The sequence below is a fragment of the Shinella sp. 20P9.1.1 genome, assembly GCF_057798995.1.
In genome coordinates, this window is record NZ_JBYOLC010000016.1 from 34,365 (window position 1) to 55,101 (window position 20,737).

The window sequence follows — 20,737 nt, forward strand, 5'->3', positions numbered from 1 at the left end:
GCCATGCGCGCTGAGGCCCCATCCACCGGAACCGGACGTTTCCTCGTCCTCGGCCTCGGCTGCGAACGCGGCACCCCGCCATCGGAACTTCTCGACCTTTCTCTTGCGACGCTCGCGCGCCTTGGCGCCGCCCCGGAAACGGTCGCCTTCGTCGCCTCGCTGGATGTGCGGGCGGAAGAGCCTGCCATGCATGCAGTCGCCCGGCATTTTTCCGTGCCGCTGGTGACATTCTCGGCAGCACGCCTCGAAGCCGAGACGCCACGTCTCGCCAATCCCTCGGATATCGTCTTTGCCCATACCGGTTGCCACGGCGTTGCCGAGGCGGCGGCACTTGCGCAGGCGGGGCGTGGTGGGCGGCTGGTTGTGGAGAAAACCAAGTCAGCGCATGCGACCGTCGCAATCGCCGAATCTTTCCAGTCGCTTGCCGTCCTTTCTTCGGTAAGCGATTCCGCTCCTTCGCATAGTGATTCAAGCCGGGAGCATGCGTGATGCAGACCCTTTTCTCCGCCCTCCCGTCGATGGAAAAAGGCAGCGTCTGGCTCGTCGGCGCCGGCCCCGGCGATCCCGGCCTCTTGACGCTGCATGCGGCCAATGCCCTGCAACAGGCCGATATCATCGTGCATGACGCACTGGTCAATGCCGAGTGCCTGTCGCTTGCGCGCCCCGGTGTCCAGCTTGAATTTGCCGGAAAACGCGGCGGCAAACCCTCGCATAAGCAACGGGATATTTCGCTGCGGCTCGTGGAGCTGGCGCGCGCCGGACATCGCGTGCTGCGCCTCAAGGGCGGCGATCCCTTCGTCTTCGGGCGTGGCGGTGAAGAAGCCCTGACATTGATCGAGCACGGCGTTCCCTTCCGCATCGTGCCGGGCATCACCGCCGGCATCGGGGGCCTGGCCTATGCCGGCATTCCGGTAACGCATCGGGAGGTCAACCACGCCGTCACCTTCCTCACCGGCCACGATTCGTCCGGCCTTGTGCCCGACCGCATCAACTGGGAGGGCATCGCCAAGGGCTCGCCGGTCATCGTCATGTATATGGCGATGAAACATATCGGTCAGATCGCGCAAAACCTCATCGCCAGCGGGCGCTCGGCGGAGGAGCCGGTCGCGTTCGTCTGCAATGCCGCGACACCCGAACAGCAGGTGCTGGAAACCACGCTCGGCCGCGCCGAGGCCGATGTCGAGGCCGCCGGAATTGAGCCGCCGGCCATCGTCGTCGTCGGCGAGGTGGTGCGGCTTCGGGCCTCGCTCGATTGGCTCGGCGCGCTTACCGAGGGCCGCAAGCTTGCGCCGGACCCCTTCGGTTCGCGTGACTTCAAGGATCAGGCATGAGTGGTCTGCTCATTGCCGCGCCCGCGTCCGGCTCCGGCAAGACGACGGTGACGCTCGGGCTGGCGCGGGCGCTGGCCGATGCCGGTGTGCCGCTTGTTTCCGGCAAGGCCGGGCCTGACTATATCGATCCCGCCTTCCACGCGGCCGCCAGCCGCCGCGCCTGCCTGAACTACGATCCCTGGGCCATGCGGCCCGAACTCATCCGCGCCAATGCCGCGATGCAGGCGGGTGCTGGGGATTTCCTGCTGGTCGAGGCGATGATGGGGCTGTTCGACGGCGCGGCCGACGGGACCGGCTCGCCGGCCGATCTTGCCGCGACACTCGGCCTGCCGGTCGTCCTCGTTGTCGATTGCAGCCGCCTGTCGCAGTCGGTCGCGGCCATGGTGAAGGGCTATGCCGATTTCCGCAGCGATATCCGCGTGGCGGGCGTCATCCTCAACAAGGTCGGCAGCCCGAAACACGAAATGATGTTGCGTGGCGCGCTGGATGCCAGCGGTATCGAGATTTTCGGCGTGCTGGAAAGGGATGCCGGGCTTGCATTACCGGAGCGTCATCTCGGTCTCGTGCAGGCTGCCGAACATGGCGGCCTGGAAAGTTTTATCGCCCGCGCGGCGGAGGCTGTTGCGGCGCGCTGCAACATCGAGCGCCTTATTGCCGTGGCTGCACGCCATGCCTTGCCGTCCCTGCCGGCCATCTCGCTTCTGCCGCCGCTCGGCCAGCATATCGCGATTGCACGCGATACCGCCTTCGCTTTCGCCTACGAGCATCTGCTGCTGGGCTGGCGTGCGGCGGGTGCCAGCCTCTCCTTCTTCTCGCCGCTCGCCGACGAGGCGCCGGCTGCGGATGCCGATGCCGTCTATCTGCCCGGCGGCTATCCCGAACTGCATGCGGAGACCCTTGCCAATGCCGGCCGTTTCCGCCTAGGCATGCAGGATGCGGCGCGCGGGAACGCGCGCATCTATGGCGAATGCGGGGGCTACATGACGCTGGGGGAAGGACTGGTTGCCGCCGATGGCTCGCGCTACGGCATGCTCGGCCTTTTGCCGCTTGTAACGAGCTTTGCCGAACGCCGCCGCCATCTCGGCTATCGTTTGGTCGCCCCGCTCGCCGGCTCCGGCTTTTCGAAGCCCATGACGGCGCATGAATTCCACTATTCGACGGTGGCGCATGAAGGTGAGGCGGATCGCCTCTTCGCCGTCACCGATGCCATAGGCGACGATCTCGGCACGGCCGGCCTGCGCAGAGGCACCGTCAGCGGCTCCTATATGCATCTCATCGACCTTGCGCCGGAGGCGGCATGACCGCACCGCGCATCGTCCATGGCGGCGGCATCGCGGCGGCCGCCGCACGTTTCGGTGGCCGTCCCGAGGATTGGCTGGACCTCTCCACCGGCATCAACCCGACCCCCGTCGCGCTTCCTGAAATCGACGTCGCCGCGTGGCACCGTCTGCCGGATCGCCACCGGCAGAATGAGGCACGCGCCGCCGCCGCCCGCTATTACGGAACGCCGAATGCCTTGCCGCTGCCCGTGCCCGGCACGCAATCGGTCATCCAACTCCTGCCGCGTCTCATGCCCGACGACCGCCGCGCCGCGGTGCTGTCGCCGACCTACGGCGAATATGCCCGCGTGCTGGACAATGCCGGTATTGCCGTGGATCGCGTCGATAGCCTCGATGCCGTCACCGACGCCCATGGCCTCGTCGTCGTCGTCAATCCGAACAATCCCACCGGCCGCCTGTTCGATCGGGAAACGCTGCTCGCTCTTCATGCGCGCGTCTCGGCCGGAGGCGGCCTGCTTATCGTGGACGAGGCCTTCGGCGACATGCGGCCGGAAACCTGCATCGCGCCGCTTGCCGGCAATGCAATGTCCGGCCTTCTAGTCTTCCGCTCCTTCGGCAAATTCTTCGGCCTCGCCGGCCTGCGCCTCGGTTTCGTTATTGGCGAAAGCGCCGTGCTTGATCGCATCGAGGATGGGCTTGGTCCCTGGTCGGTCTCGGGACCAGCACTGACCATCGCGACGAAGCTGATGGCATCGGATACCGGCGCCATCCACGAAACGATCGTGGCACGCAAGGCCGCGCTCGATGCCGCGCTTGCCGAGGGCGGCCTTAATGTCATCGGTGGCACCGGCCTCTTCTCGCTGGTCGAGCACCCGGAGGCCGCGGCCATCCACCGCCATCTCTGCCGCAATCACATCCTCGTGCGTCCCTTCGATTACAATCCGCACTGGCTGCGCTTCGGTCTGGCACCCGACAGTGCCGGCGACGAGCGCCTTGCCGAAACCCTTGCCGACGGGGCAGGGTAGGCGATGACCGCGACGCTGCTCATCCTGTTCCTGGCGCTGATTCTCGACCGCCTCGTCGGCGATCCGGACAAGCTGTGGCGGCGCGTGCCGCATCCGGTCGTGCTGTTCGGGCGGGCGATCGGCTTGATCGACAAGCTGTTCAACGGCAAGCGGCTTTCGGCCGATACGAAACGTTTCAACGGCGCCGCCGGCATCGCCGCGCTGCTGGCAGCCAGCCTGTTCTTCGGCTTCGCCCTGCATGCCTTGCTGGGGCGTCTGGGTCCGCTCGGCTTCGTGCTGGAAGTGATCATCGTCGCGATCTTTCTCGCCCAGAAGAGCCTGCACGATCACGTGCGTGCTGTCTCCCGAGGCCTCAAGCGCGGCGGCCTCGATGGTGGGCGCCAGGCGGTGTCGATGATCGTCGGGCGCGATCCGGCAACGCTCGACGAGCCGGCAATCTGTCGCGCCGGTATCGAAAGCCTTGCGGAGAATTTTTCCGATGGCGTCATGGCGCCGGCACTCTGGTATGCCTTGCTCGGTCTGCCGGGCCTCTTCGCCTACAAGATGCTGAACACCGCCGATTCCATGATCGGTCACAAGAACGCGAAATATCTCGATTTCGGCTGGGCCTCCGCGCGTCTGGACGACCTCGCCAACTGGCCCGCCGCGCGCCTGTCCATCCTCTTCATCGCGGCCGGCGCCTGGGTGCATAAAAGCAAGGCGGCGGCGCGGGCGGCCATCGGCACGGCGCTGCGTGATGCAGGCCTTCACCGTTCACCCAATTCCGGCTGGCCCGAAGCGGCCATGGCGGGCGCCGTCGGCATCGGTCTTGCCGGCCCGCGCATTTATGGCGGCGTGCGGGTCGACGAACCCATGATGAATGCCAGCGGCCGCACGGTCGCAACCGTCGCCGATATCGATCTTTCCTTGCGGATTTTCTACGGCGCCTGCGCCGCACTGGTCGTTTTTGTATTGCTCGCAGCACTGCTGGCAGCTTTGCTTTGAACCTCGCCGCTGCCGATCGATAAAATTTTACGCCTTAACTTCGTTTTCTTTTCCCCACTTCCGTCAATATTGCGGAAGGTTGAAACGTCTATATTCTGTCTCGTCGTGAGACATGGCGTGCAAGCCATGCAAAAACGTTTTGAGGGGAAGTCATGCGTACCTTGTTTGCGACTGCTGTCGCGTTCCTTCTTGTCTTGTTCCAGGCCGAGGCTGCCCTTTCTGCCAATCTCGTCGCGCAGGTCAGTCTTTCTTCGCAAACCATGGTCGTTACTCAGAACGGCATGGTGAAATATCGCTGGCGCGTCTCGACGGGCCGCAAGGGTTACGGCACGCCGACGGGCAGCTGGTCGGCGAAATGGGCCTCGCGCAACCACCGTTCGCGCAAATACAATATGGCGCCGATGCCGTTCGCGGTGTTCTTTAAGGGCGGTTATGCCGTGCATGCGACCTATGAGACGAAGCGCCTGGGGCGCCCCGCCTCGCATGGCTGCGTGCGCCTGCATCCGGACAATGCGGCGACCTTCTTCCAGATGGCCAACCGCAACGGGCTGTCCAACACGAAGATCGTGATTACCCGTTGAGACGAAGGCGTTAGTCGTTGCCGGCGTAGCGCATCAGCCGATCCATGTCGGGAACGGTGACATGCCGGTTGTTCTCGATGCGGATGACGTTTTCCTTGCGCAGCTTGGTAAACTGGCGGCTGACCGTCTCGATGGTCAGCCCGAGGAAATCGGCGATATCGGCGCGGGACAGCGGCAGGTCGAAGGACGACATGTCGACGCTTTCGGGATCGATATGGGTGGCGATCAGGTAGAGGAAGCTTGCGACCTTCTCCTGCGCCGTCTTGCGGCCCAGCGTCAGCATCCAGTCGCGCGCCTCGTCCAGCTCCTTCAGGGCCTGCTGGTGCAGCATATGCTCCAGCTCCGGCGTCCTCTTGACGAGCCGGTCGAGCACGTTGCGCGGGAAGTTGCAGACTTCGCTGTCGGTGGCTGCTTCCGCCGTGATTGCGCTTTCTGTGAGGAAGGGGCGGCCGAGGAAATCGGGCGCGAACTGCAGGCCGACGATCTGCTGGCGGCCATCCGCCATCACCTTGGTCAGCTTCACCACGCCGCGCATGATGTTGGAATAGTTCACCACCGTCTCGCCCTGGCCGATCACTTCGGCGCCCGTTTCCAGGCGGTGGCGGAAGGAGTGCTTGTTAAGTTCGGTCAGCTGCTCGGTCGTCAATGCGCCGCACACACCGCCGTGGCGCGCCTCGCAGGCCCGGCAGACGACGGGAATATCGGAATTGTGAATATCCTGGCGGCGAACTTCCATAGCGGCTTTTCCTTTCGCCCGGCGGCTAAGCGGCGCAATATTGCCGTGCTACCGCACGCAGCCATGAACATAAAGCGTACCGTCTCGCGGCAAAATAGCGCTTCCTGACTATTGTCAAATCCTAGCGCAACCAATCCGGTTTGCACTTGATCAAAATCAAATGGCACGCGGGTTCTTCGGGTTATTTGCCTTGCGAGCAAGGAGAGACCCCATGCAGGATGCCCTCGTCGAACGCCTTTCATCGCCGGTTCCGCGCTATACAAGCTATCCGACCGCACCGCATTTCAACGAAAGTATCGGGCCGGAGGTCTATGCCGACTGGCTGTCGTCCCTGACGGTGGCGAATCGCCTCTCGCTCTATGCGCATATCCCCTATTGCGACCGTCTCTGCTGGTTCTGTGCCTGCCACACCAAGCAGACGCTTCGTTATGAGCCGGTGGAAGCCTATCTCAGGGGTCTTCATGCCGAGATCGCGGCCATCGGCGCGCGTGTCGACCGCGCAACTCTCGTCACCGCACTGCATTTCGGCGGCGGTTCCCCGACGCTTCTGCGGCCGGATGACATGCGGGCGCTGAAAACCTGTCTCGAGGCAAATTTCACCTTTGCCGACGATGCGGAAATTTCCGTCGAGATGGATCCGAACGATCTCGATGACGAAAGACATGACGCGCTTGCCGCAATCGGCATAACGCGCGCCAGCCTCGGCATTCAGGATTTTGATCCCAGAGTGCAGAAGGCGATCAACCGTATCCAGACCTTCGAGCAGACGCGCGGCGTGGTGGAGGCGGCGCGGGCGCGGGGCGTGCGCTCGGTCAATTGCGACATTCTTTATGGGCTGCCGTTCCAGACGATGGAAACGCTCGCCGAAACCGTCCGTGCCGTCATCTCGCTGGCGCCCGATCGTATCGCCCTCTTCGGCTATGCGCATGTGCCGTGGATGAAGAAGCACCAGACGATGATCGACGAGGCGGCTTTGCCTGGCATTCTCGCGCGGTTCGAGCAGATGCGGATGGCGGGGGAGATGCTAGTGGCGGCGGGCTACGAGGCTGTTGGGATCGACCATTTCGCTTTGCTCGCCGACCGCTTAGCGGTTGCAGCCCGCAATGGCACGCTGCGCCGCAATTTCCAGGGCTATACGGATGACCAGGCCGATGCCCTGATCGGGCTCGGCGCGTCGGCCATCGGCCAGCTGCCGCAGGGCTATATCCAGAACATGCCGGCGACGGGCGAATATCTGCGCCGGGCGGAGGAGGGCGGCATCGCCGCCGTACGCGGCTATGCCCTGACTGACGAAGACCGCGCCCGCGCCTATGTCATCGAGCGTGTCATGTGCGATTTCGGCTTTTCCTTCGCGGATGTCGCCGATCGATTTCCGGCATTTGCTGGGGTCATCGGGGGCGAGGCGAAGGCCTTCGCCGCGTCCGACAAAGATGGTCTTTGCCGCATCGAGGAGGGGCGCTTCCGGTTGACGGCAGCTGGACGGCCCTTTGCCCGTACCGTGGCTGCGGTCTTCGATGCGCATCTGGCAAGCGGTCGCGGTCGGCATTCCGTCGCCGTTTGAGGCCGGAAGCGGCCATGTTGTTTGCGCAACACAGCCGTGTGCACTACGCTGGTCCCTCATCAACCCCATTGGCAATCGCGTCTGTTTTCCCTATAGGATCGGCCCAACTATAGATTCATGAGGTACGGGCGTGACTGCTACATTCGACAAGGTTGCCGACATCATTGCTGAGACGAGCGAGATCGATCGCGAGACGATCACGCCCGAGAGCCACACCATCGACGATCTCGGCATCGACAGCCTTGACTTCCTCGACATCGTTTTTGCGATCGACAAGGAATTCGGCATCAAGATCCCGCTGGAAAAATGGACGCAGGACGTCAACGAAGGCAAGGTCGCGACGGAAGAGTATTTCGTCCTGAAGAACCTCTGCGCGAAGATCGACGAACTGCGGGCCGCCAAGGCCTGAGGCGAGACCGCCCGGCCGCGCTAAGCGGCTCTGTTCCGGACGATCCCGGTGCACAGGACACATGGCCTGCCGTTTTCGGCAGGCCTTTCGATTTCCGGAGCCCGCCAGGGACGACAATCCGATGTTGCTTGAATATTTCCAGATGATCGACCGCGTGGAGGCCGTTGACGGCGCGCGCCGCGTGCTGAAAGCCCGCTCGGTCGTTCCTTCCAAGAGCCCTGTCTTCGAAGGGCATTTTCCCGGCATGCCGCTCGTTCCGGGCGTGCTGCTCATCGAAACGATGGCGCAGGCCTCCGGCTTCCTCGTGCTCGCCGCCACCGATTTCGCGGCCATGCCCTTCCTGATGAGCGTCGACGGCGCCAAGATGCGCACGTTCGTCGAGCCGGATGCCGTGCTCGACATCGAGGCCGTGCTGGAGCATGACGGTTCGGGGTATGCCGTGACCAAGACGCGGATTACATCGGCCGGCAAGAAGGTCTGCGATGCGCAATTGAAGCTGCGCACCATGCCCTTTGCCGAAGTGCCGCTGGCGGACATCGTTCGCAAGCGGGCGGGCGAGGTGGGTTTGTTCGAGGCGCTCGCAGCGTCGGCGGAAGGAAAGTAAGATGGCCAACAACGATGTGGTGATCACGGGCGTCGGCATCGTCACCTGTCAGGGTGTCGGGGCGCAGGCGCATGTGGCGATCCTCGGTGCCGCGAACGCGCCGGACACTAAGATCGAGACGGAGCGCTTCGCGCCCTATCCGGTGCATCCGATGCCGGAAATCGACTGGAACCAGCAGATCGCCAAGCGCGGCGACCAGCGCCAGATGGAAAACTGGCAGCGCCTCGGCGTCTTCACCGCCGGTCTGGCACTCGACGATGCCGGTTTCAAGGACAATGCCGAAGCCTGCGGTACCATGGACATGATCGTCGCGGCCGGCGGCGGCGAGCGCGATATCACGGTCGACTCGCTGATCGTCGACGAGGGCCTGAAGCGCAACGACCGCGAACGCCTGCTCAACGAGAAGCTGACGACGGAATTGCGCCCGACGCTCTTCCTCGCCCAGCTCTCCAATCTGCTCGCCGGCAACATTTCCATCGTGCACAAGGTCACCGGTTCCTCGCGCACCTTCATGGGCGAGGAAGCGGCCGGCATCAGCGCCGTCGAGACCGCTTTCCACCGCATCCGTGCCGGCCAGTCGACGCACACACTTGTCGGCAGCGCGCTGGTGGCCGAGCGGCAGGACGTCATCCTGCTTTATGAGGCCATCGGCGCCCATGCGACCGGCGGCTGGACGCCGCTCTGGTCGCGGGATGAAAACGCCGGTGGCGGCATCATTACCGGAACGGCCTCGGCCTTCCTCATCCTCGAATCCCGCGAACATGCGCAAGCCCGCAACGCGCGCATCTATGCGACGATCGACGCCATCGGCGGCGACCGTGGTTCGCGCGACGAAGGCCGGCTGGAAGCCCGGCTCGATCGTCTCGCCGAAGGTGCAGATACCGAGGGAACCGTCGTGTTCTCCGGTGCATCGGGCGCGCATGAGACGACGGCCCGTGAAAGGGCATGGCTTGGCCAGCGTTTTGCCGGCAGCGCGGTGCGCGGTTACAGTGCCGTGACGGGGCAGGCGCTCGAAGCGCAGTTCCCGCTGGGTCTTGCGCTCGCGGCGTTGACCCTTGGTGCGGGTGTGAAGGTCGCGCCGTTCGATGCCAAGGCCGAGACCGCCATGGCGGGGGCCGCGAAGACGGCCGTCGTCACGACGGTCGGCCATTCGCGCGGCGAGGGCGTCGCAATTCTTAGCGCAGAGAAGTGAGGGTCCGGCCATGACGAACGCCGCTTACAGGGATCATCTGGGTCGCCCCATCGTCGCCGTCACCGGCATGGGTGTCGTCACCTCGCTCGGGCAAGGTCTCAAGGACAACTGGACCGCGCTGACGGGCGGCGTCTCCGGCATCCACGGCATCACCCGCTTCCCGGTCGATGGGCTGAACACCCGCATTTCCGGCACGGTCGATTTCATCACGGTGCCGACCGAAAACCCGGTCGAGCGCTCCTATGCCTATGCTCGCGAGACGACGGATGAAGCCCTGGCGCAAGCCGGCATCTCCGGCGACTTCGGCGGCCCGCTGTTTCTCGCCGCCCCGCCGATCGAGCCCGATTGGCGCGACCGCTTCGCGCTCGCCGACCGTGCGCCGGCCTCGCAGCGTCCGGGCGATGCCTATGACCGCTTCCTCGCCGTTCTGCGCGACAAGCCGGAACCGGCGCTGCACGAAGCCTGGGCCTTCGGCTCGATCTCCGAGCGCCTTTCCGACCGCTACGGCACGAGCGGCCTGCCGGTGACGCTCTCGACCGCCTGCGCCTCGGGCGCCACGGCCATCCAGCTCGGTGTCGAGGCGATCCGCCAGGGCCGCACCGACCGTGCGCTGACCGTCGGCACCGATGGTTCTGTGACGGCCGAGGCTCTCATCCGCTTCGCGTTGCTCTCCGCGCTTTCGACCCAGAATGACCCGCCGACCAAGGCCTCCAAGCCGTTCAGCAAGGACCGCGACGGCTTCGTCATCGCCGAGGGTGCGGCGACGCTCGTGCTGGAATCGCTGGAATCAGCCGTTGCCCGCGGCGCCAAGGTGCTCGGCATCCTCAAGGGCTGCGGCGAGAAGGCCGACCATTTCCACCGCACGCGCTCCTCGCCGGACGGTGGCCCGGCGATTGCGACGATCCGTGCAGCTTTGGAAGACGCCGGCATCGATGAAAGCGGCATCGGCTATATCAATGCCCATGGCACCTCGACGCCCGAGAACGACAAGATGGAGTATCTCTCCATGTCGACCGTCTTCGGCGACAAGCTCGCCGGCATTGCAGTCTCGTCCAACAAGTCGATGATCGGCCACACGCTGACGGCGGCTGGTGCGGTCGAGGCGGTGTTCTCGATCCAGACCATGCTGACCGGGACGCTCCCGCCGACGATCAACTACACGAACCCCGACCCGACGATCCAGCTGGATGTGGTGCCGAACGTGAAGCGCGACAAGCAGGTTTCGGCGGTTCTCTCCAACTCCTTCGGCTTTGGCGGCCAGAACGCCAGCCTCGTGATGACGGCCGAGCCGGCCTGATAGGAACAAGACAATGCGTGCCCTCCAGCTTCTCGACGACCGCAAGCTCGAACTGACCGACATCCCGGAACCCGAGGCCCCCGGCCCGGGTGAAGTGACCTTGCGCGTCAAGGCCGTCGCGCTCAACCATATCGACGTCTGGGGCTGGCGCGGCATGGCCTTCGCCAAGCGCAAGATGCCGCTGGTCATCGGCGCGGAAGCCGCCGGCGTCGTCGAAACGCTCGGTCCGGGCGTCTCCAGCGTGCTGCCCGGCCAGCTCGTCTCGATTTATGGCGCGCGCACCTGCGGTCTTTGCAAGCCTTGCCGTGAGAAGCGCGATAATCTCTGCGAACATGTCGGCGGCGTGCACGGTTTCCATCTCGATGGTTTCGCGCAGGAGAAGGTGAACCTTCCTGCCCGCCTGCTGGTGCCGGCACCGCCCGGCGTGGATGCAGTCGCCGCGGCACTTGCACCCGTCACCTTCGGCACGGTCGAGCACATGCTGTTCGACAATGCCAAGCTTCAGCCCGGTGAAACGATCCTCGTCCACGCTGGCGGCTCCGGCATCGGCTCGGCGGCGATCCAGCTCGCCAAGAAGACCGGCTGCACCGTCATCACCACCGTCGGCTCGAACGACAAGATCGAGAAGGCCAAGGCGTTGGGCGCCGACCACGTCATCAATTATCGCGAAGACCGTTTCGAGGGTGTGGTGCGCAAGCTGACCAAGAAGAAGGGCGTCGACGTCGTCTTCGAACATGTCGGCAAGGACACCTGGGCGGGTTCCATGCTCTGCATGAAGCGCGGCGGCCGCCTCGTCACCTGCGGCTCCACCTCGGGCGTCTCGACCGACATGAACCTGATGATGCTGTTCCAGCAGCAGCTGAAGCTGCTCGGCTCCTTCGGCTGCCGCATGGAGAACATGGCGGATGCCATGCAGAAGATGGCGCGCGGCGTCGTGCATCCGGTCATCGATACGGAAGTGACCTTCGATGGGATCGCCACCGCGCTGGAGCGCATGGAATCGCGCCAGATCTTCGGCAAGATCGTCCTCAGACTGGATTGATCCTATGAAGATGCTCGTCACACGCCTCGTCCTGGCGCTGCGCAACACCAAGGACTGGCTGGTGGCGCAGTTCGCCTTCGGCCTGCTCAATCTTCTCAAACTGTTTCCGGCTGACGGGGCGATCAATTTCGCCGACCGTCTGGTGCGCTGGATCGGGCCGAAGACGAGCCGGCACAAGCTGACGCTGACCAACCTGCGCAACGCCTTCCCGGAAAAATCCGAGGCGGAAATTCAGGCGATCGCGCTCGACGCCTGGGGCAATATGGGGCGTCTGGCCGCCGAATATGTCTTCCTCGACAAGCTGTTCGACTTCGACCCGGAAAGGACGACGCCGGGCCGCATCGAAGTGTCGGGCATCCCGCTCTTCGTGGACCTGCGCGACAATCCGCGCCCGTTCATCGTCTTCACCGCTCATAGCGGTAATTTCGAGCTGCTGCCGGTCGCCGGCGCCGCTTTCGGGCTGGATGTGACGGTGCTCTTCCGCCCGCCGAACAACCCATATGTCGCCGACAAGGTGTTCGAATTCCGCCGTGCACGCATGGGCCATCTCGTGCCGTCGCATGCCGGGTCCTCCTTCACGCTGGCGCGCAAGCTCGATGCCGGCGGGCCGGTCGGCGTGCTCGTCGACCAGAAGTTCACCAGAGGCCTGCCGACGAAATTCTTTGGGCGCGACGTGCAGACCAACCCGCTGCTGGCCAAGCTTGTGCGCCAGTTCAATTGCGAGGTCTATCCGGCGCGCTGCATCCGCCTGCCTGATAATCGCTACCGGCTGGAACTGGAGCCGGCAATGGACATCCCGCGCAAGGAAAACGGCGCCGTGGATGTCGAGGCGACGGCGCAGATGCTGAATGACAAGGTCGAGCAATGGGTGCGTGAATATCCCGGCCAATGGCTTTGGTATCACGACCGCTGGAATATCAAGCGCACCCTTATTACTTGAGTGCTTATGATTTCTTTCTTTGCGCTCATTTTTGAACGCGTTCATTATTCGCAAAACACGTCATTTTATCAAATATGGGTTTGACATCCTCCCCCGCGCTGTTACCATTTTGCTAATGTAAGCGCTTTGGACAGCGGAATTCGGGAGGTGACGGTCAAAATCCTATCTTATTTCCGGACAGATTAAATAATGTAAGTGATCAAATTGCTGTAGATTTCAGCAATTCAGGGAGCATGAATTGAAAGCTCTTGTAGAGTTGTTCTGGTTTAAGTATTCGCAACTCCAGCATGCCGTAAAGATTGGAAATGAGAGACTCATTTCCATGCTGGACAGGGAAATCGAACCGGCTCTGGCAGCCGTGCTGCACAAGGAGGCCGCAGACGCTTCCGAACTCAAGATCCAGTTCCAGTTCGTGGTGGATTTGCTTCGCGAAGAGGCGGAGGACAAGGCCTGCGTGCTCCGGCAGGCGCATAATTTTAAACTTCTGCTGGACCGCTATTTCGGCACCGAGGAGGCCGCGCAGCCCTTCCGCATGGAATTGCCTGAAACGGGCCGCCCCGTCATGTCACCGCGTGTGGTGGAAGACGGCCTGATCAACGAGGCGATCCTTGACAGTCTGCCGGACCGCGTGGCGGTCATCACGACGGACTACCGTTATCTCTACTCCAACCCGCTCAATGCGGGGAGTTTCAGTGAGAAGCCCATCGATCTCGTCGGCCGGCACATCGTCGAATTTATCGGCGTGCAGCGTTTCGAGGGCCGTGTGAAGCGGCATCTGGACCGTTGCTTTGCCGGCGAGATCGTCGAATACGATTATCTGTCCCCGCGGCGTGGCTCTGCGATCACGCGTTGCCGCATGACGCCGTGCATGTCGGCTGCTGGAAACGTGTTGGGCGCCATCCTTGTGCTGCAGGAAGTGCTTGAGGCGCGCGGGCCGATCGCGGCCTGAGCGCTATGAGGCCAGCCGGTCGGCGCGCAGCATGAACTGCTGTTCGAAGGCGATATGACGCCGGATCGATTCGAAGAAGCCGCGGAGCATATAGCCCGCGGCTTCTGCGTTGACGGTGCCGTCGCCGCTGCCGAGTCGCGTCAGCGTGTCGGTCAACTCTTCCGCGAAGCACTCGTCCTCGACATGCTCGAACTTCAGCCGGGCAATGGAGGAGGCGAGTTCGTTGTTGCCGGAAGCCTGCCGTTCCAGCAACGGAAACACGGCTTCCTCCTCATAGCGATGCACGCCGTTGACCAGGGGAATCAGTGACTTGGCCGCATACATGCATTTCTGCCGGTTGATGTTGGCCGGCAGGCTGTCGGCGATCTCCTCGAGCGCCGTGCAGAGCGTCAATTGCGCGTCATGGGCCTTTTTCAGCCAGTCCAGCGAAGCGGCGTCTGTCGGGCGATCCGAAAGCAACCGGGCAATACCGTTGTAATCCGTCATCTCTTTTCCCTCGTTGGGGGAGGGCCGCGGCATCCGACGACGCGCGGCTGCGTCAACCTGTCCTTTGATGCCGCCGGCTTCCTTTCTCCGCCTTGATCCATGTCAAGGATGCTTCCTTGCGCATCTGCGAAGGCTCAATCGAGCGCAAAGGCCGATTCCGCTCGGGAGCCGGTCGATGCGGGACCTTGACGAGTTGGGGGATGCCAACGTGAAATACATGACCGAAACGATTGTCCTGGCCGTCGGCGCGTTTCTCGCGCTGCTCGGTGCCGCCTTTGCCCAGGACAGGCTCTTCGAGGCCCATATGTGGGTCCTCTTCTTTGTGCTGCTCGCCAGCACGCTCGTGATGGTGCGGCGCGTCTCTTTCGCGCCCGCCGTCGCCGCTTCGTCCAACGCGGATGACGGCTATTTCGACGACGTCATCAAATACGGCGTCATCGCCACGGTGTTCTGGGGCGTCGTCGGCTTCCTGGTCGGCGTCGTTATCGCGCTCCAGCTGGCCTTTCCCGATCTTAATATCGAGCCGTGGCTGAATTTCGGCCGTGTGCGCCCGTTGCACACGTCTGCCGTCATCTTCGCCTTCGGCGGCAACGCGCTGATCGCCACCTCGTTCTATGTCGTACAGCGCACCTCGCGCGCCCGCCTGTTCGGCGGCAATCTCGGCTGGTTCGTGTTCTGGGGCTATCAGCTCTTCATCATCATGGCCGCCACCGGCTATCTGCTCGGCATCACGCAGGGCAGGGAATATGCCGAGCCGGAATGGTATGTCGACCTCTGGCTGACCGTCGTCTGGGTCGCCTACCTGATCGCCTTCCTCGGCACGATCATGACGCGCAAGGAACCCCACATCTATGTGGCCAACTGGTTCTATCTCGGCTTCATCGTCACCGTCGCCATGCTGCACATCGTCAACAACCTGGCCATTCCCGTCTCGTTCCTCGGCGTGAAGAGCTATTCGGCCTTCTCCGGCGTGCAGGATGCGCTGACCCAGTGGTGGTACGGCCACAATGCCGTGGGCTTCTTCCTGACGGCCGGCTTCCTCGGCATGATGTACTATTTCGTACCCAAGCAGGTGAACCGTCCGGTCTATTCCTACCGCCTGTCGATCATCCACTTCTGGGCCCTTATCTTCATGTATATCTGGGCCGGCCCGCACCACCTGCACTACACGGCGCTACCGGACTGGGCGCAGACGCTCGGCATGGTCTTCTCCATCATGCTCTGGATGCCCTCGTGGGGCGGCATGATCAACGGCCTGATGACGCTTCAGGGCGCCTGGGACAAGATCCGCACCGACCCGATCGTGCGCATGATGGTCATGGCCATCGCCTTCTACGGCATGGCGACCTTTGAAGGCCCGATGATGTCGATCAAGTCGGTCAATTCGCTCAGCCACTATACGGACTGGACGATCGGTCACGTTCACTCGGGTGCGCTCGGCTGGAACGGCCTCATCACCTTCGGCGCGATCTACTTCCTCGTTCCGAAACTCTGGAAGCGCGAGCGGCTCTATTCGATCCGCATGGTCAACTGGCACTTCTGGCTCGCCACGCTCGGCATCGTCGTCTACGCGGCCGTCATGTGGGTCGCCGGCATCCAGCAGGGCCTGATGTGGCGCGAATACGACGAGCAGGGCTTCCTGGTCTACTCTTTCGCCGAAACGGTGGCCGCCATGTTCCCCTACTACGTGCTGCGTGCCGTCGGCGGTGGGCTGTTCCTCCTGGGGGCGCTCATCATGGCCTACAACGTGACCATGACAATCCTCGGCTATCAGCGTGATGAGGCCCCGATTCCGGGTGCTGTGCCCGCGCTTCAGCCGGCCGAATAGGAGGGGACACGATGTCCATTCTTGATAAACACGCCATCCTCGAACGCAACGCGACGCTCCTTCTCGTCGGCTCGCTCCTCGTGGTCTCCATCGGCGGCATCGTCGAGATCGCCCCGCTGTTCTACCTGGAAAACACCATCGAGAAGGTGGAGGGCATGCGGCCTTACTCGCCGCTTGAACTCGCCGGCCGCGATATCTATGTCCGCGAGGGCTGCTACGTCTGTCATAGCCAAATGATCCGCCCCTTCCGCGACGAGGTGGAGCGCTACGGGCATTATTCGCTGGCGGCGGAGTCGATGTACGACCATCCGTTCCAGTGGGGCTCGAAGCGCACGGGGCCGGATCTCGCCCGCGTCGGCGACCGCTACTCGAACGAATGGCACGTCCAGCACCTGGTCGAGCCGCGATCGGTCGTGCCGGAATCGGTGATGCCGAGCTACGCTTTCCTCAAGGAGACGCCGCTCGAGGTGAAGAACGTCTCGATGCACCTGTCGGCCAGCCGCGCCGTCGGCGTGCCCTATACGGACGAAATGCTCGAAAACGCCGAGGCCGACATGAAGGCGCAGGCCGATCCGAATGCCGATACGTCAGGCATCGAGGGCCGCTACCCGAAGGCCAAGCTCGGCGATTTCGACGGCGATCTGGCGAAGCTCACCGAAATGGATGCGCTCGTCGCCTATCTGCAAATGCTCGGCACGCTGGTGGATTTCTCCACCTATGACGATGCCGCCGGTTATCGCTGAGGAGGACCCCATGGAAACCTATACCGCCATGCGCCACTTCGCCGACAGCTGGGGCCTTCTCGGCATGACGCTGTTCTTCCTGGCCGTCGTCGTCTTCACCCTTCGCCCCGGTGGCCGCAAGGCCGCCGAACGGGCCGCTGAAATCCCTCTCAAGGAGGACTGATCATGGCCGAGAAACATATTGACGATATCTCGGGCGTCGAAACCACCGGCCACGAATGGGACGGCATCCGCGAACTGAACAACCCTATGCCGCGCTGGTGGGTCTGGACGTTCTACATGACGATCCTCTGGGCCATCGGCTACACCATCGCCTTTCCGGCCTGGCCGCTGATCTCGGATACCACGAAGGGCATGCTCGGCTGGTCGAGCCGTGCCAACATCGCGACGGAACTCGCCGAGGCCAAGCAGGCGCAATCGGCCTTCACTGACCGCATCGCCAAATCCTCGTTGCAGGAGATCATGGCCGATGCGCAGCTCTCGCAGTTCGCGATCTCGGGCGGCGCCTCGGCCTTCAAGGTCAACTGTGCGCAGTGCCATGGCTCGGGTGCGGCCGGCGGTCCAGGCTTCCCGAACCTTAACGACGACGACTGGGTCTGGGGCGGCACGGTGGATGACATCTACCAGACCATCGCGCACGGCATCCGTCATCCCGGCGACGACGAGACCCGCACCTCGGAAATGCCGGCCTTCGGCGACATCCTCGAGCCCGACCAGATCAAGCAGGTCGCCGCCTATGTCGTCAGCCTGACCGGCACGCCGTCGGATGTCGCCCTCGTCGAGCCCGGCAAACAGGTCTTCGCCGACAATTGCGCGGCCTGCCATGGCGAGGATGCCAAGGGCAACCGCGAGATGGGCGCACCCGACCTTGCCGATGCCATCTGGCTGAAGGGCGAGGGCGAGGCCGCCATCGCCGCGCAGGTCCGCTCGCCCAAACACGGCGTCATGCCCGCCTGGCTGCCCCGCCTCGGCGACCGCGCCGTCAAACAGCTCGCCGTCTTCGTCCACTCGCTGGGTGGCGGCGAGTAAGGGCTGTCGCAAGGCGCAAGTTTAGAGAGGCCGCGGGTAACCGCGGCCTTTTGCGTTTTGGGAGAGTGTTCGTTTATGCACGGGCTCTCCTCCGTTATCCTCGGGCTTGACCCGAGGATCCATACATCCGCACTGCCTCACTTGTGGCGTGGATCCTCGGGTCAAGCCCGAGGATGACGGAGGAGAGTGGGGAGAGGAAGACGCGAAACGTGAGGGCGGACAAGAGAAGAGAGGGAGCCGTAGGGTGGCTAAGCAACCACCATGTTCCTGCCCGCCGACTTCGCCCGGTAGAGATTGCGGTCGGAGGCGGCGAGGGCTTCTGCGGGATTGAAGCGGGGTGCGCAATGGAAGGCACCGATGCTGATGCCGAGGGGGATGCGCTGGCCGGAAGGCGCGAACAGGTCGATGGCCTCCACCGCCTCGCGCACCATCTGGGAATGGTCGAGCATGCGGTCGAGCGAGGCGGCATGCAGGAAGATCGCAAACTCCTCCCCGCCAAGCCGCCCAACAATGTCACCGTCTTGCGCAAGTTCCGAGAGCAGGGCGCCGACAAGGCCAAGCGCCTCGTCACCCGTCGCATGGCCGAACCGGTCGTTGACCGACTTGAAATGATCGACGTCGAGGAACAGCAGGCCGCCATGCGTGCCGGCCTGGCTCAGCGCCTCCAGTTCGGCCATGAAGGTCGCGCGGTTGAGAAGGCCGGTGAGCGCATCGCGCCGTGCCTGATGTTGCAGGCGGGCATAGGCGTCGGCCAGTTCGTCGCGGGCGGCCGCGAGCGCCCGATTGGCCGAGCGCAGTTTGTCGCCGAGATAGAAATGCGCGAAGGAGGCGGGGATGGAAATGACGATCGGGCAGACGATCGTCATGACGAGCCCGGCGCCGGCGACCTGGCCGCCCATCAACGGCACGAAGGCGAAGCTGATGACGAGCGACGCCAATGTGGAGAGTACGGCGACCGCCAGGGTCTTGCCGATGATTGTGTACATGAAACAGGCCCGCGTTCGGTTGATCGCAGGCCTGCCATAGGAGTGTCCGATTGAAAAAGCCTGAATTCCTTCGTTAAAAGGCGTCAGGGCGATCACATTGACGTTAGGAGAGGCGACTTACCGGTCGGACCAGACCGCGAGTTCGTAGCCATCGGGGTCGGCGAACTGGAAACGCCGGCCGCCGGGGAAGGAGAAGATCGGCTTTTCGATCGTCCCGCCAGCCTGTTCGACGCGGCTAAGCGCGTCTTCCAGATCATCGGCAAACAGGATGACGAGCGGTCCACCCTTGGCGGAAACGGGCGCCAGCGTCGTGAACCCACCGGTGAGCCGGCCGTCCTGGAATTCGCAGTATTCGGGGCCGTAGTCCGTGAAGGTCCAGCCGAAGGCGCTGCCGTAGAAGGCCTTGCTCCTGGCGATATCAGTGACGTTGAATTCGATATAGTCGATCTTGCGATCGGCATCCTTGCCACTCATCGCGGGCTCTCCTTGTCTTCCATCACTCTTTTCAGCGTCTCGAGGTCGCGGGCGATATGCGCCGCATCCGACTCGAAGGCTGTATCGTCCATATCCGGCTGGCGCAGCAGCGTGAACATCACTTCCGCCCCGTCGCCGTTCGGCACGACGCGCAGTGCGTTGTCGACCACGCGGCCATCCGGCAGCGTCACCCGGTGATCGATGACGCCGAAATCATTCGGCGGCGCAAACCGCACGCGCACATTACCGATCGGGCCGCCATCGGCGATCCAGTCCTCGCCGTCGCGCGTCAGGCCGGCAGCAAGGCCGGAGGCCCAGAGCGACATGTTTTCCGGCCGGGCGGCAAAGGCATAGACCGCGCGCCAGTCGCGCTCGATGGTCCGGTGGATGATGCGGGCGGTGGAGGTGGTCATTGATCGTCTCCTGTTGGCGTGATCCTACGCGATCGGGAGCCGAAGTCTTGAACGAAACGGACAATCAGCCGCGCATCTGCCGCAGAATTTCGCCGGGCGTCAGGCTGGTCAGGGAAAGCACGTCGCGGTTCATATGCGCTTGGTCGGCGAAGCCGGTCTCGGCCGCAAGATCGGCAAGCGTGGTATCGTGCCTGCCCATCCGGCCTAGCAGTTTTTGAAGCCTTAGGATGCGTGCCAGCGTCTTGGGGCCATAGCCGAATTCGGCGGTGCTGATGCGCCGCAGGGTGCGTTCGGTTACGGCGAGGGCTGCGGCAAGGCCTTCCGCCGGCAGGCGCATGCACAGCGCTTCCAGCGCGGCGGCATCGTGGCGCATCGCCGGCAGATCGCCCATCTCCGCCACGAAAATGTCTTGCAGCAGCCGAAGCCGCTTCATCGGACCGTCCGTGCCCAGCAGACGGCCATGGTGGGCGTTGAAACCACCCGGCCGCAGATCGTCGAAAGCCACGACCTTGTCGGTGAGGGCATCGAGATCGCAGCGCAGCAGGTGGCGCGCAATGCCCGACTTGAAGCGCAGGCCGAGGATGGTCGCGCCGGGGTGCATCGGTGGAAAGGCGGCCGTGCGGTCCGGCCCGGCGATCATGAAGCCATTTTCCGTCCACAGCAGATCGACGCAGCCATCCGGCACCACGGCGACGCGCGCGGCAAAGCCATCGACCGGTGCGCTGTGCAGCCAGGCACAGCGAACGGCGCCGGAAAGGGCACCGCCGACCGCGAATTCGCGGTAGTCACCGTAGCGTTTGGCCAGGATCGTGCCCGTCATCCGTGTCCTTCCGTGCGGCAACCCGCC

General features: G+C 63.6%; 24 protein-coding genes. 18 read left to right on the forward strand and 6 right to left on the reverse strand.

Annotated features, from left to right (window positions below):
• Nucleotides 1-3 precede the first annotated feature (3 nt).
• The 6 genes from AC27VQ_RS22625 to AC27VQ_RS22650 all read left to right on the forward strand — a co-directional run bounded on the left by AC27VQ_RS22625 (nucleotide 4) and on the right by AC27VQ_RS22650 (nucleotide 5,201).
• Nucleotides 4-489 carry a cobalamin biosynthesis protein gene (locus tag AC27VQ_RS22625; RefSeq protein ID WP_488718082.1) on the forward strand — a complete coding sequence of 162 codons (486 nt, stop codon included), beginning with the start codon at nucleotides 4-6 and terminating at the stop codon, nucleotides 487-489.
• Nucleotides 489-1,331 (forward strand): uroporphyrinogen-III C-methyltransferase, encoded by an 843-nt coding sequence (cobA, locus tag AC27VQ_RS22630; protein ID WP_488718083.1) that lies wholly within the window; start codon nucleotides 489-491, stop codon nucleotides 1,329-1,331. Before AC27VQ_RS22625 ends, cobA begins: the two co-directional genes overlap by 1 nt.
• Nucleotides 1,328-2,632 (forward strand): cobyrinic acid a,c-diamide synthase CobB, encoded by a 1,305-nt coding sequence (locus AC27VQ_RS22635; protein ID WP_488718084.1) that lies wholly within the window; start codon nucleotides 1,328-1,330, stop codon nucleotides 2,630-2,632. Before cobA ends, AC27VQ_RS22635 begins: the two co-directional genes overlap by 4 nt.
• On the forward strand, nucleotides 2,629-3,636 hold the full coding sequence (gene cobD, locus AC27VQ_RS22640; protein WP_488718085.1) for a threonine-phosphate decarboxylase CobD: 1,008 nt from the start codon (nucleotides 2,629-2,631) through the stop codon (nucleotides 3,634-3,636). The genes AC27VQ_RS22635 and cobD overlap by 4 nt, the downstream gene beginning before the upstream one ends.
• Before the next feature lie 3 nt (nucleotides 3,637-3,639).
• Entirely contained in the window at nucleotides 3,640-4,620 is a 981-nt protein-coding gene (cbiB, locus tag AC27VQ_RS22645) for an adenosylcobinamide-phosphate synthase CbiB (protein WP_488718086.1), read from the forward strand.
• A 152-nt stretch (nucleotides 4,621-4,772) separates the two neighbouring features.
• Complete coding sequence (locus AC27VQ_RS22650; protein ID WP_488718087.1) at nucleotides 4,773-5,201, forward strand: L,D-transpeptidase; 429 nt, start codon at nucleotides 4,773-4,775, stop codon at nucleotides 5,199-5,201.
• 10 nt (nucleotides 5,202-5,211) lie between these two features.
• Here the strand turns inward: AC27VQ_RS22650 and AC27VQ_RS22655 are convergent, their stop codons facing one another.
• Complete coding sequence (locus AC27VQ_RS22655) at nucleotides 5,212-5,937, reverse strand: Crp/Fnr family transcriptional regulator (RefSeq protein ID WP_488718088.1); 726 nt, start codon at nucleotides 5,935-5,937, stop codon at nucleotides 5,212-5,214.
• Nucleotides 5,938-6,148: 211 nt separating this feature from the next.
• Here AC27VQ_RS22655 and hemN point away from each other — a divergent pair, with 211 nt between their 5' ends.
• From hemN to AC27VQ_RS22695, 8 genes are all read left to right on the forward strand, one after another.
• Entirely contained in the window at nucleotides 6,149-7,498 is a 1,350-nt protein-coding gene (hemN, locus tag AC27VQ_RS22660) for an oxygen-independent coproporphyrinogen III oxidase (RefSeq protein ID WP_488718089.1), read from the forward strand.
• A gap of 130 nt (nucleotides 7,499-7,628) precedes the next feature.
• Nucleotides 7,629-7,907, forward strand: a complete 279-nt coding sequence (locus AC27VQ_RS22665; RefSeq protein WP_117366351.1) for an acyl carrier protein — start codon at nucleotides 7,629-7,631, stop codon at nucleotides 7,905-7,907.
• 121 nt (nucleotides 7,908-8,028) lie between these two features.
• Nucleotides 8,029-8,511, forward strand: a complete 483-nt coding sequence (locus tag AC27VQ_RS22670; RefSeq protein WP_313532471.1) for a 3-hydroxyacyl-ACP dehydratase FabZ family protein — start codon at nucleotides 8,029-8,031, stop codon at nucleotides 8,509-8,511.
• A gap of 1 nt (nucleotide 8,512) precedes the next feature.
• Entirely contained in the window at nucleotides 8,513-9,703 is a 1,191-nt protein-coding gene (locus tag AC27VQ_RS22675; RefSeq protein WP_488718090.1) for a beta-ketoacyl-ACP synthase, read from the forward strand.
• 10 nt (nucleotides 9,704-9,713) lie between these two features.
• On the forward strand, nucleotides 9,714-11,000 hold the full coding sequence (locus AC27VQ_RS22680) for a beta-ketoacyl-ACP synthase (protein ID WP_488718091.1): 1,287 nt from the start codon (nucleotides 9,714-9,716) through the stop codon (nucleotides 10,998-11,000).
• Nucleotides 11,001-11,013: 13 nt separating this feature from the next.
• Nucleotides 11,014-12,042, forward strand: coding sequence for a zinc-binding dehydrogenase (locus AC27VQ_RS22685; protein WP_313531889.1), 1,029 nt, complete (start codon nucleotides 11,014-11,016; stop codon nucleotides 12,040-12,042).
• 10 nt (nucleotides 12,043-12,052) lie between these two features.
• On the forward strand, nucleotides 12,053-12,982 hold the full coding sequence (locus tag AC27VQ_RS22690; protein ID WP_488718117.1) for a lipid A biosynthesis lauroyl acyltransferase: 930 nt from the start codon (nucleotides 12,053-12,055) through the stop codon (nucleotides 12,980-12,982).
• 238 nt (nucleotides 12,983-13,220) lie between these two features.
• Complete coding sequence (locus tag AC27VQ_RS22695; RefSeq protein WP_488718092.1) at nucleotides 13,221-13,931, forward strand: PAS domain-containing protein; 711 nt, start codon at nucleotides 13,221-13,223, stop codon at nucleotides 13,929-13,931.
• A 3-nt stretch (nucleotides 13,932-13,934) separates the two neighbouring features.
• Here the strand turns inward: AC27VQ_RS22695 and AC27VQ_RS22700 are convergent, their stop codons facing one another.
• The gene (locus AC27VQ_RS22700) at nucleotides 13,935-14,417 is read right to left on the reverse strand and encodes a hemerythrin domain-containing protein (protein WP_313531885.1); all 483 of its coding nucleotides are present in this window, start codon (nucleotides 14,415-14,417) and stop codon (nucleotides 13,935-13,937) included.
• A gap of 175 nt (nucleotides 14,418-14,592) precedes the next feature.
• Here AC27VQ_RS22700 and ccoN point away from each other — a divergent pair, with 175 nt between their 5' ends.
• Genes ccoN through ccoP form a run of 4 tightly spaced genes read left to right on the forward strand, consistent with a single transcriptional unit; the run spans nucleotide 14,593 to nucleotide 18,017 of the window.
• Nucleotides 14,593-16,245, forward strand: a complete 1,653-nt coding sequence (gene ccoN / locus AC27VQ_RS22705; RefSeq protein ID WP_488718093.1) for a cytochrome-c oxidase, cbb3-type subunit I — start codon at nucleotides 14,593-14,595, stop codon at nucleotides 16,243-16,245.
• An 11-nt stretch (nucleotides 16,246-16,256) separates the two neighbouring features.
• A complete protein-coding gene (gene ccoO / locus AC27VQ_RS22710; protein WP_488718094.1) occupies nucleotides 16,257-16,988 on the forward strand; it encodes a cytochrome-c oxidase, cbb3-type subunit II in 732 nt (243 codons plus the stop codon).
• A 10-nt stretch (nucleotides 16,989-16,998) separates the two neighbouring features.
• Nucleotides 16,999-17,151, forward strand: a complete 153-nt coding sequence (locus AC27VQ_RS22715) for a cbb3-type cytochrome c oxidase subunit 3 (protein WP_117366343.1) — start codon at nucleotides 16,999-17,001, stop codon at nucleotides 17,149-17,151.
• Nucleotides 17,152-17,153: 2 nt separating this feature from the next.
• Nucleotides 17,154-18,017 (forward strand): cytochrome-c oxidase, cbb3-type subunit III, encoded by an 864-nt coding sequence (gene ccoP, locus AC27VQ_RS22720; RefSeq protein ID WP_488718095.1) that lies wholly within the window; start codon nucleotides 17,154-17,156, stop codon nucleotides 18,015-18,017.
• A gap of 248 nt (nucleotides 18,018-18,265) precedes the next feature.
• Here ccoP and AC27VQ_RS22725 read toward each other — a convergent pair whose 3' ends face one another.
• The 4 genes from AC27VQ_RS22725 to AC27VQ_RS22740 form a co-directional block, all read right to left on the reverse strand.
• The gene (locus AC27VQ_RS22725; RefSeq protein ID WP_488718096.1) at nucleotides 18,266-19,003 is read right to left on the reverse strand and encodes a GGDEF domain-containing protein; all 738 of its coding nucleotides are present in this window, start codon (nucleotides 19,001-19,003) and stop codon (nucleotides 18,266-18,268) included.
• A 117-nt stretch (nucleotides 19,004-19,120) separates the two neighbouring features.
• Nucleotides 19,121-19,477 carry a VOC family protein gene (locus AC27VQ_RS22730; protein ID WP_488718097.1) on the reverse strand — a complete coding sequence of 119 codons (357 nt, stop codon included), beginning with the start codon at nucleotides 19,475-19,477 and terminating at the stop codon, nucleotides 19,121-19,123.
• Entirely contained in the window at nucleotides 19,474-19,890 is a 417-nt protein-coding gene (locus AC27VQ_RS22735) for an SRPBCC family protein (protein WP_488718098.1), read from the reverse strand. Before AC27VQ_RS22735 ends, AC27VQ_RS22730 begins: the two co-directional genes overlap by 4 nt.
• A gap of 64 nt (nucleotides 19,891-19,954) precedes the next feature.
• A complete protein-coding gene (locus AC27VQ_RS22740; protein WP_488718099.1) occupies nucleotides 19,955-20,710 on the reverse strand; it encodes a helix-turn-helix domain-containing protein in 756 nt (251 codons plus the stop codon).
• Between the last annotated feature and the right edge of the window lie 27 nt (nucleotides 20,711-20,737).

Coding starts and splice junctions, on each gene's coding strand:
- cbiB (WP_488718086.1), top strand. CDS start 3,640: ATGACCGCGACGCTGCTCATCCTGTTCCTGGCGCTGATTCTCGACCGC.
- ccoN (WP_488718093.1), top strand. CDS start 14,593: ATGCGGGACCTTGACGAGTTGGGGGATGCCAACGTGAAATACATGACC.
- AC27VQ_RS22730 (WP_488718097.1), bottom strand. CDS start 19,477: ATGAGTGGCAAGGATGCCGATCGCAAGATCGACTATATCGAATTCAAC.
- cobA (WP_488718083.1), top strand. CDS start 489: ATGCAGACCCTTTTCTCCGCCCTCCCGTCGATGGAAAAAGGCAGCGTC.
- AC27VQ_RS22670 (WP_313532471.1), top strand. CDS start 8,029: ATGTTGCTTGAATATTTCCAGATGATCGACCGCGTGGAGGCCGTTGAC.
- hemN (WP_488718089.1), top strand. CDS start 6,149: ATGCAGGATGCCCTCGTCGAACGCCTTTCATCGCCGGTTCCGCGCTAT.
- ccoO (WP_488718094.1), top strand. CDS start 16,257: ATGTCCATTCTTGATAAACACGCCATCCTCGAACGCAACGCGACGCTC.
- AC27VQ_RS22700 (WP_313531885.1), bottom strand. CDS start 14,417: ATGACGGATTACAACGGTATTGCCCGGTTGCTTTCGGATCGCCCGACA.
- AC27VQ_RS22740 (WP_488718099.1), bottom strand. CDS start 20,710: ATGACGGGCACGATCCTGGCCAAACGCTACGGTGACTACCGCGAATTC.
- AC27VQ_RS22725 (WP_488718096.1), bottom strand. CDS start 19,003: ATGTACACAATCATCGGCAAGACCCTGGCGGTCGCCGTACTCTCCACA.
- AC27VQ_RS22625 (WP_488718082.1), top strand. CDS start 4: ATGCGCGCTGAGGCCCCATCCACCGGAACCGGACGTTTCCTCGTCCTC.
- AC27VQ_RS22735 (WP_488718098.1), bottom strand. CDS start 19,890: ATGACCACCTCCACCGCCCGCATCATCCACCGGACCATCGAGCGCGAC.
- AC27VQ_RS22690 (WP_488718117.1), top strand. CDS start 12,053: ATGCTCGTCACACGCCTCGTCCTGGCGCTGCGCAACACCAAGGACTGG.
- AC27VQ_RS22635 (WP_488718084.1), top strand. CDS start 1,328: ATGAGTGGTCTGCTCATTGCCGCGCCCGCGTCCGGCTCCGGCAAGACG.
- AC27VQ_RS22675 (WP_488718090.1), top strand. CDS start 8,513: ATGGCCAACAACGATGTGGTGATCACGGGCGTCGGCATCGTCACCTGT.
- ccoP (WP_488718095.1), top strand. CDS start 17,154: ATGGCCGAGAAACATATTGACGATATCTCGGGCGTCGAAACCACCGGC.
- cobD (WP_488718085.1), top strand. CDS start 2,629: ATGACCGCACCGCGCATCGTCCATGGCGGCGGCATCGCGGCGGCCGCC.
- AC27VQ_RS22680 (WP_488718091.1), top strand. CDS start 9,714: ATGACGAACGCCGCTTACAGGGATCATCTGGGTCGCCCCATCGTCGCC.
- AC27VQ_RS22655 (WP_488718088.1), bottom strand. CDS start 5,937: ATGGAAGTTCGCCGCCAGGATATTCACAATTCCGATATTCCCGTCGTC.
- AC27VQ_RS22685 (WP_313531889.1), top strand. CDS start 11,014: ATGCGTGCCCTCCAGCTTCTCGACGACCGCAAGCTCGAACTGACCGAC.
- AC27VQ_RS22650 (WP_488718087.1), top strand. CDS start 4,773: ATGCGTACCTTGTTTGCGACTGCTGTCGCGTTCCTTCTTGTCTTGTTC.
- AC27VQ_RS22715 (WP_117366343.1), top strand. CDS start 16,999: ATGGAAACCTATACCGCCATGCGCCACTTCGCCGACAGCTGGGGCCTT.